General features: G+C 71.6%; 6 protein-coding genes. 2 read left to right on the top strand and 4 right to left on the bottom strand.

The annotated features are described in order from the left end of the window. Positions 1-113: 113 nt before the first annotated feature. The 4 genes from ACFWH7_RS19045 to ACFWH7_RS19030 all read right to left on the bottom strand — a co-directional run bounded on the left by ACFWH7_RS19045 (position 114) and on the right by ACFWH7_RS19030 (position 6,340). Positions 114-1,778, bottom strand: coding sequence for an ABC transporter substrate-binding protein (locus ACFWH7_RS19045; protein WP_378218906.1), 1,665 nt, complete (start codon positions 1,776-1,778; stop codon positions 114-116). A gap of 166 nt (positions 1,779-1,944) precedes the next feature. Beyond that, on the bottom strand, positions 1,945-2,865 hold the full coding sequence (locus ACFWH7_RS19040) for a carbohydrate ABC transporter permease (protein WP_141389411.1): 921 nt from the start codon (positions 2,863-2,865) through the stop codon (positions 1,945-1,947). Beyond that, positions 2,859-3,905, bottom strand: coding sequence for an ABC transporter permease (locus tag ACFWH7_RS19035; RefSeq protein ID WP_378218904.1), 1,047 nt, complete (start codon positions 3,903-3,905; stop codon positions 2,859-2,861). The genes ACFWH7_RS19040 and ACFWH7_RS19035 overlap by 7 nt, the downstream gene beginning before the upstream one ends. Further along, complete coding sequence (locus tag ACFWH7_RS19030; RefSeq protein WP_378218902.1) at positions 3,902-6,340, bottom strand: beta-xylosidase/alpha-l-arabinosidase; 2,439 nt, start codon at positions 6,338-6,340, stop codon at positions 3,902-3,904. The genes ACFWH7_RS19035 and ACFWH7_RS19030 overlap by 4 nt, the downstream gene beginning before the upstream one ends. Before the next feature lie 298 nt (positions 6,341-6,638). On the opposite strand from ACFWH7_RS19030, the gene ACFWH7_RS19025 reads away from it, so the two are divergent. Both ACFWH7_RS19025 and ACFWH7_RS19020 read left to right on the top strand, forming a co-directional pair. Then, on the top strand, positions 6,639-7,673 hold the full coding sequence (locus tag ACFWH7_RS19025; RefSeq protein ID WP_378218900.1) for a LacI family DNA-binding transcriptional regulator: 1,035 nt from the start codon (positions 6,639-6,641) through the stop codon (positions 7,671-7,673). Between the two features lie 170 nt (positions 7,674-7,843). Next, positions 7,844-9,079 (top strand): glycoside hydrolase family 10 protein (locus ACFWH7_RS19020; RefSeq protein ID WP_378218898.1); only part of this gene is annotated, 1,236 nt, incomplete at its 3' end.

Here is a 9,079-nt window from a genome sequence, read left to right as displayed (position 1 = left end):
GGGGCGGGGGCGGGCGCGCGCCCGCCCCCCCGCGCCGCGCGCCCTGCCCGCCCCCCCCCCCCCCCCCCGGTCGCGGGGGGGGGGGGCCGCGCCGCCCCCCCCCCCGGTGGGCGTCAGCCCTCGGAGCGGGCGAGCGCCGCGTTGTAGGTGTCGATGAGCTGCGTGCCACCGAGCCCGTCGATCTCGGACACGTAGGCGTCCCACTCGCTCAGCGGACGCTGACCGGTGACGAAGCCCGCGGTCGCCGCCATCACGGCGTCCTTGATCTGCGTGTCCAGGAGCGACGTCTGCTCGAGCTCGAGCTCGTCGAGGCTCGCGGCCGGCTTGACCGGCAGCATCTCCTTGCGCTCGAGCACGGCGTCGGTCCACGCCTTCGTCTCGTCCGTCATGACGGACTGGAGCAGCTCCTTCGAGGAGCCGTTGGCGAGCAGGAACACGCCGTTGCTGTACCCGAAGTCGGCGTTGAGCTTCTTCGGTGCGTCGGGGTTGAGCGCGTTCCAGCCGATGTCGGCCGGGAGCGTGCGGGTGCCGCCCTCGTTGCTGTACGTCTCGCCCTCGACACCCCACTGGGCGAACTCGATGCCCTCGTCGGAGTAGTACAGCCAGTCGACGAACTGGAGCAGGGCCTTGAAGTACGGCTTCTCGGCCGCCTCGCTCGAGATCATGAGGCCGGACGACAGCCGGCTCCCGGCGAGCATCCCGCCGAACGGCCCGTCGGGCAGCACGATCATGCGCAGCGTGACGTCCTTGCCCGCCTCCGCCAGCTTGCTGCGGTAGGCCGTGATCTCCTGCGTGTTGCCGGAGATCGCGGCGGCCTCGCCGTTGACGAACTTCTGGATCGCCTGGTCGTCGTTCTGCGTGATCTCGGGGTCGAGCAGGCCGTCGGAGGTCAGGCCGGCGACGTACGTGATCATGTCCTTGTACGCGTCCGTCGTGCCGGTGAGCTGGAACTCGCCGGACTCCTCGTCGAACCACGTGTTGGAGTAGCCCCAGCCACCCTCGGTGCCGTAGTTCGGGGCGATGTACTGGAGCATCGCGCCGAGCGGCTGCGTGTCGGTCCAGCGGTCGGTCATCGCGTACGACAGGTCGGGGTTCGCCGCCTTCACCGTCGCGAGCTGCTCCGCGAACTCGTCCCAGGTCCCCGGCTCCTCGGTGATGCCGGCCTTCTGGAACAGGTCGTCGTTGACGACGACCGAGTATTGCACGTCCGGGATCTCGCGCAGGCCCGGGAGGAGGTAGTACTTGCCGTCCGCCTGGCGCTTGGCGTCGAGTTCCTCCCCGAGGCCCCACTTCTCCACCTTGTCGGCGAAGTTCGGCATGTACTCGAGGTAGTCCGAGACGGGCAGGATCGCCCCGCCGGAGACGAACTGGACCTCCTGGCCGGGGTAGGTCACCGGGATGAGGTCGGAGGCGTCGCCGGCGCCGATGAGCAGCGCCTTCTTGTTGTCCCAGTCGGCCAGCGGGACGTCGGTCCGCGTGAAGGTGACGTTCTGGTTGGCCTCCAGGTTCTGGAAGATCGACCAGTCCTCCTTCACCGGGTAGTTCGGGTGGTCGCGGTACATCAGCGAGAAGTCGACCGGCTCCGTGGCCTGGAAGGTCGTGCCGACCTCGAAGTCCTCCATGGCGCCCACGGAGTGCTCGGCGTCGATCGTCACGGCGCCGCCCCCGCCCTCCTCGGGATCGGGCGTGTCGCCGCCCCCGCCGCTGCAGGCGGTCAGGACCAGGGCCAGGGTGGTCGCGGTCGCCACGGTGGCGACCGGGATCCGGATCGTTCTCATCTCTCTCCTCGGGTTCGAGCTTCGTCGCTCTGACGTCGCTGAGGTGCGGGTGGTGCGGTGCGGTGGTGCGGGTCGTGCGGTGCAGGCGGTGGCGCGGTGCAGGCGGTGGCGCGGTGCAGGCGGTGGCGCGGTGCAGGCGGTGGCGCGGTGCAGGCGTTGGCGCGGCTCAGCCCTTGACGGAGCCGAGCATCACGCCGGAGACGAAGTACTTCTGCACGAACGGGTACAGGCAGACGATGGGCAGGACGGTGAGCAGCATCGTCACGGACTGGATGTTCGAGCCGATCTGGACCGCCTCCTGCGAGCCGGGCCCGGTCGCCGCGGCGATGAGGTTGCGCAGGTAGACGGTGACCGGGAAGAGCTCCTTCTTGTCGAGGTACAGGAACGCCCCGAACCACGAGTTCCAGATGCCCACCGCGTAGAAGAGCGTCATGGTCGCGATGACCGCCTTGGACAGCGGCAGCACGATGCGGCCGAAGATCCCGTACGTCGACAGCCCGTCGATCGCGGCCGCCTCCTCGAGCTCGGTCGGGAAGTTCTCGAAGAACGACTTCATGACGAGCAGGTTGAACACGGAGATCGCGCCCGGCAGCACGACGGCCCACATCGTGTTCCGCATGCCCAGGACGTCCGCGACGAGGATGTAGTTCGGGATCAGGCCGCCGCCGAAGAACATGGTGAACACCGCGATGCCGATGAACGCGTTGCGCCCCTTGAGGTGGCGGCGGCTGATCGCGTAGGCGTACGTCGTGGTGAGCGCCATGGCGATGATCGTGCCGACGACCGTGTAGACGACCGTGTTCTTGTAGTTCGTCCAGAACATGGCGTCGCTGAGCACGTACTGCAGCGTCTGGACGTTGAACCCGCGCGGCACGAGGTTGACGTTCCCCGCCGCGATCTGACCCTCGGACGAGAACGCCTTCGCGACGAGGTTGACGAACGGGTAGAGCGTCACGACGCACACGACGGCGAGGACGAGCCCGTTGACCACGCGGAACGCGCGGTAGCCGCCCGTGTCCTTGATCGTGCCGCCCTCGCGGCGGACGGCGGTGAGGTCCGGCGTCGCGGACAGAGGGTCGGTCACCACAGCGAGGCTCCAGTCAGGCGGCGCGAGACGGCGTTCGCGGAGAGGACGAGCACGAGCCCGATGAGGGCCTCGAACAGCCCGATCGCGGTCCCGTAGGAGAACTGCGCGGACTGGATGCCGACGCGGTACAGGTACGTCGAGATGACGTCGCCCGTGGAGTAGATCAGCGGGTTCTGCAGCAGCAGGACCTTCTCGAACCCGACCGCCATGAAGGAGCCGATGTTGAGGATGAGGAGCACCATCATCGTGGGGCGGATGCCCGGCAGGGTGATGTGCCACGTCTGCTGCCAGCGGTTGGCGCCGTCGATGCGCGACGCCTCGTAGAGCTGGTCGTCGATCGTCGTGAGCGCCGCGAGGTAGAGGATCGTCCCCCACCCGACGGTCTGCCAGACCTCGGACGACACGTAGATGGTGCGGAACCACTCGGGCTGCTGCATGAACGCGACGGGGTCTCCCCCGAACGCCTCGACGATCTGGTTGACCGTGCCGTTGACCGAGGTGAGCTGGAGCACGAGGCCCGCGACGATGACGATCGACATGAAGTGCGGGAGGTAGGAGACCGTCTGCACGATCTTCTTGAACCGGCGCGAGCGCAGCTCGTTGAGCAGGAGCGCGAAGACGATCGGCAGCGGGAAGCAGATCAGCAGCGTGAGGAGCCCGAGGATGACGGTGTTCCAGAACACCTGCCAGAACTGTGCGTTCTGGATGAACATCTCGAAGTACCGGAAGCCGACCCACTCGTCGCCGAACACGCTGCCGCCCGGACGGAACCGGCGGAACGCGATGACGTTCCCCAGCATCGGGAGGTAGCGGAAGACCAGCAGGAACAGCACGGGCACCACGAGGAACGTGTACAGCCGCCAGTCCTTGCGCAGCGCGACGCGCCACGGGACGACGCCGGCCTTGCGTCGGCGGGCCTGCCGACGTGCGCGGCCGCCGTCGCCCGCGGGCTCGCCGGGCCGCGCGTGCTCGGCCGCTGCGACGGCGCTCGCGACGGTGGTGGCCTCGCCGACGTCGACGGGGCCTTGGTCCAGGGTCATCCCACGCTCACCTCCTCGTGATCGTTCTCGCGGTACGTGCCCGGCGCGGCCGGGTCGGTCGCGGGCCCGGAGACCCGCACGTCGGTGACGAGGCGGCGCGTGTGGTCGACCTCGCGCTCGGGTCCCACGAGGCGCAGCGGGAGCGTCGCGACGACGTCGGCGCTGGACCGCGCGACGCGCAGCTCGACGTCGCCGGGCTCCACGACCCGGCGCCCGTCCGCCCCGGTGAAGGACGTGACGTCGGCCGGCACGACGAACGACACGGTCGCGGCCTGGCCCGGGTCGAGCGCGACGCGCGCGTACCCGACGAGGCGCACGACAGGCCGCGTCACCTGCGCGACCGGGTCGTGCAGGTAGAGCTGCACGACGTCGGCGCCCGGGACGGTCCCGGTGTTGCGCACGGTGACCTCGACCCGGGCCTCGCCCTCGACCGACCAGGGGGCAGGCCCGCCCGCCGCGGCGCCGACCACCTCCGCGCCCTCCCACGCGAACGTCGCGTAGGAGAGGCCGTGGCCGAACGGGAAGGCGGGCGTCGGGTCGACGCTCGAGACGCCGGAGCGCAGGCCGAGCGGCGCCGAGAGGTACGTCGCGGGCTGGCCGCCGGGGTCGCGCGGGACGCTCACGGGCAGCCGGCCCGACGGCGACACCTCGCCGGCGAGCACCTCGGCCACCGCCCGACCGCCGAGCTGGCCGGGGAAGAACGCCTGGACGACCGCCGCGGGCGGCGTCGGCTCGTCGAGGAGCACGCCCAGCGCGTACGGCCGGCCGGTGAGGAGCAGCAGGACGACGGGCGTGCCCGTGGCGAGCACCGCACGCACGAGGTCCTCCTGGACGCCGGGCAGCCGCAGGTCGGCGGCGTCGCAGCCCTCGCCCGAGGTCCCGCGCCCGAACAGCCCGGCCCGGTCGCCCACCGCCACGACGCACACGTCCGCGCCACGCGCCGCCTCGACGGCCGCCGCGAAGCCGGTCGTGTCCGTCCCGGTCACGTCGCAGCCCCGGGCGTGCACGACGTCGAAGCGCGACCCGAGCTCGGCGAGGACCGTCGGGATCTCGATCCCGGTCTCGACCTCGGGGTGCTGGGCGCCGACGTGCGCGGGGAAGGAGTAGCAGCCGAGCATCGCCATCGGGTCGTCCGCGAGCGGGCCGACGACGGCGAGGCGCGCCCCGGTCGCGAGCGGCAGCGCGCCGCCGTCGTCCGCGAGCAGCACGACCGCCTCGCGCGCGAGGCGCAGCGCGAGGTCGCGCCCCGCCGCGTCGTCGAGCTCGAGGCCCGCGCCGCCGTCGGGCACGGGCTCCCAGCCGGGGTCGAGGAGCCCGAGCTCGACCTTCTGCCGGAGCACGCGGTGCAGCGCCTCGTCGACGAGGGACTCCTCCACGTCGCCGCGGCGCACGGCCTCGACGAGTGCGGGTCCGAACGCGTCGACCGTCGGGAGCTCGACGTCGACGCCGGCGCGCAGCGCGAGGCGCGCGGCGTCGGTCCCGTCGGCGGCGACCTTGTGCAGCGTCTCGAGGAAGCGGACCCCGAAGTAGTCCGCGACGACCGTGCCGTCGAAGCCCCACGTCTCACGAAGCAGGCCGGTGAGGAGCCCCCGGTCGGCGGCCGACGGCATCCCGTCGACGTCCGTGTAGGCGTGCATGACGGAGCGCGGACGGCCGTGGCGCACGGCGGTCTCGAACGGCGGCAGGATGACGTCGGCGTACTCGCGCGGGCCCATCGCGACGGGCGCGAGGTTGCGGCCCGCCCGCGAGGCGGAGTAGCCGGCGAAGTGCTTGAGCGTCGCGACGACGCCGGCCGACTCGAGCCCGCGCACGTAGGCGGCGCCGACCGTGCCGACGAGGTACGGGTCCTCGCCGATGGTCTCCTCGGTGCGGCCCCAGCGGTGGTCGCGCGCGACGTCGAGCACGGGCGCGAGCCCCTGGTGCACGCCCGCGGCCCGCATGCTCGCGCCGATGCGCGCGGCCATCGCCTCGACGAGCTCCGGGTCGAAGCTCGCGCCCCAGGACAGCGGGACGGGGTAGGCGGTCGCGCGCCAGGCGGCGAACCCGGCGAGGCACTCCTCGTGCACCTGGGCGGGGATGCCGAAGCGGCTGGCGGCGACGAGGTCGCGCTGCGACCGCTCCAGCGAACGGGCCCCGGCCTCGGGGCTGACGGGCGCGGTGCCGTAGGGGCGCGTGAGCTGACCGAGCCCGTGCTCGATGACGGACTCCCAGGTGGGGACGTGGCCCGTCATGTCGGCCTGGTGCGGCGCGACGCCCCCGCCGGAGGCGTCCGCGCCGACCCACACGCCGACGAGCTGGGCGAGCTTCTCCTCGAGCATCATCGCGGCGGCGAGCGCCCGGGCGCGCTCGTCGGCGCCCCGCCGCGCGTCGCGCCACGGCTCCGTGGTCGTCGCCTCGTGCCGCGCGGGGGCGGTCGGGGTCGTCTGCGTCGTCAATCGTGGTCCTCGGTTCGGTCACGTCGTCGTGCCTCGCCCGGTGGTCGGGCGTCCACGGCATCGTGGTCTTCGAAAGTATCGGTAACAGTTCCGATACCCATTGGTCCGGGACGCTAGACCGGCGAGCGATGCGTCGTCAAGCGAGACTCGGGTCACAGTTCGGTGACGGTCGCTCGCGGCGGCTTCGTCGCCAGGACGCCTGAGATACCAGCGAGGATCACCCGTCTCAGCAACGGACGAGCGCCGCGCACAAGTGCTACGGTTCGACTCGAAAGTTGCGACCAGCACGAGGAGCGCCATGCCAGCGCAGGACCGAGGCACCGCCACGGGCGGCCCCGCGACCATCGCGTCGATCGCCGCGGAGGCCGGCGTGTCCGTGCCCACGGTGTCCAAGGTGCTCAACGGCCGCCCCGACGTCGCGGCGGCCACCCGGGCGCGCGTCGAGGCCGCGCTCGAGCGACACCAGTACCGGCGCCGCCGGTCCGCCCCCGCGACGCCGACGCCCCTGATCGACCTCGTGTTCCACCAGCTCGACTCCGCGTGGTCGATCGAGATCATCCGGGGCGTCGAGGAGGCGGCGGCCGCCGCCAAGGTGGGCGTGGTGCTCTCCGAGCTCGGCGGCGAGCACCGGCCGCCCCAGGACTGGCTCGACGCCGTCCTTGCGCGCCGCCCGCTCGGCGTCCTCCTCGTCCTGTCGAGCCTCGACCAGTCCCAGCGGCACCAGCTCGAGTCCCGCTCCATCCCGTTCGTCGTCGTCGACACCGAGGGCGAGCAGCCCGCGGGCGTACCGACCGTGGGGTCCAACAACTGGAGCGGCGGCCTCTCGGCGACGCGCCACCTCTTGGGCCTCGGCCACCGGCGCGTCGCGATCATCTCGGGCCCCTCGGACGTGCTGTGCAGCCGCGCCCGCATCGACGGCTACCGCAGCGCGCACGACGAGGCGGGGATCGTCGTCGACCCCGGGCTCGTGCGCTACGGAGACTTCTACGTGGACGGCGGGTACGAGCACGGCAAGGCGCTGCTCTCGCTCCCCGACCGCCCGACGGCGATCTTCGCCGGGTCGGACATGCAGGCCCTCGGCGTCCTGCGCGCCGCGCGCGAACTCGGTCTGCGGATCCCCGAGGACCTGTCGGTCGTCGGCTACGACGACCTCCCGCTCGCGGGCTGGATCGGCCCCGAGCTGACCACCGTGCACCAGCCGCTGCACGAGATGGCGGGGACGGCGACGCGCATGCTGCTCGACCTCGCGAAGGGCGGCCGGCCCATGAACCAGCGCCTCGACCTCGCGACCGAACTCGTGGTGCGCGAGAGCACGGCACCGCCGCAGACCTGACGCTCCACCCTCACCCGCGCGGCCCTGTCACCGCTGTCGCGTTTGTCCCACGATGTAAAACGTTATCGATAACGATTGCCACAGCGTCGCCGTGTGACTAGCGTCACTCGCGCACGTTGTTCGCGCTGGTGGGCCAACGGAGGTCCACCCCGGGAGGAAGAGGATCGACGATGACCCGAGCACTACCCTTGCGCAGCACGAACGGCAGGAGGTCGGCCGCCCTGGCCGCGCTCGTTGCCGTGCTCATCACCACCGGAGTCGGCGTGGGCTCCGCCCAGGCAGCCGGCTCCACCCTCGAGGCCGCGGCCGCCGAGTCCGGCCGCTACTTCGGCACCGCCCTCGCGGCCGGCAGGCTGTCCGACTCGACGTACTCGACCATCGCGAACCGCGAGTTCGACATGATCACGGCCGAGAACGAGATGAAGATGGACGCGACGGAGCCGTCGCAGAACAGCTTCAACTACTCCCAGGGCGACCAGATCGTCAGCTGGGCGACGAGCCGGGGCAAGCAGGTGCGCGGGCACGCCCTCGCGTGGCACTCGCAGCAGCCGGGCTGGATGCAGAACATGTCGGGCTCCGCGCTCCGCCAGGCGATGCTCAACCACGTGACGCAGGTCGCGACGCACTACCGCGGCAAGATCTACGCGTGGGACGTCGTGAACGAGGCGTTCGCCGACGGCGGCTCGGGCGCGCGCCGCGACTCGAACCTGCAGCGCACCGGTAACGACTGGATCGAGGCGGCGTTCCGCGCTGCCCGCGCCGCCGACCCGGGCGCCAAGCTCTGCTACAACGACTACAACACCGACAACTGGAGCCACGCGAAGACGCAGGCCGTCTACTCCATGGTCCGCGACTTCAAGGCGCGGGGCGTGCCGATCGACTGCGTCGGCTTCCAGGCCCACTTCAACTCGGGCAACCCGGTGCCGAGCAACTACCACACCACGCTCCAGAGCTTCGCCGACCTGGGCGTCGACGTGCAGATCACCGAGCTCGACATCGAGGGCTCCGGCTCGTCGCAGGCCGAGCAGTACCGCGGCGTGGTCCAGGCGTGCATGGCCGTGTCACGCTGCACCGGCATCACCGTCTGGGGCGTGCGGGACACCGACTCGTGGCGCGCGTCCGGCACGCCGCTGCTGTTCGACGGCAACGGCAACAAGAAGGCCGCCTACACCGCCGTGCTCGACCAGCTCAACAGCGGTGGCGGGACCCCCGGCGGGCCCGGGGAGAACCCGGGCGGGGACGGCTCCTGCACCGTGACCGTGACGCGGGGCGACTCCTGGGGCGACCGCTTCAACACCACCTTCCAGGTGTCGGGCGCGTCCGACTGGACCGTGACCATCCGCACCGGCTCCGGCCAGAGCCTGCAGAACTCCTGGAACGCCGCCGTCTCCGGCACGAGCGGCACG

Origin of the sequence: Cellulosimicrobium cellulans (assembly GCF_042723955.1) — a bacterium.
In the GTDB taxonomy this organism is placed as follows: Bacteria; Actinomycetota; Actinomycetes; order Actinomycetales; family Cellulomonadaceae; genus Cellulosimicrobium; species Cellulosimicrobium cellulans_H.
Note: the sequence above shows the minus strand (reverse complement) of the source record. Positions and strands in the feature narration are given on the sequence as shown.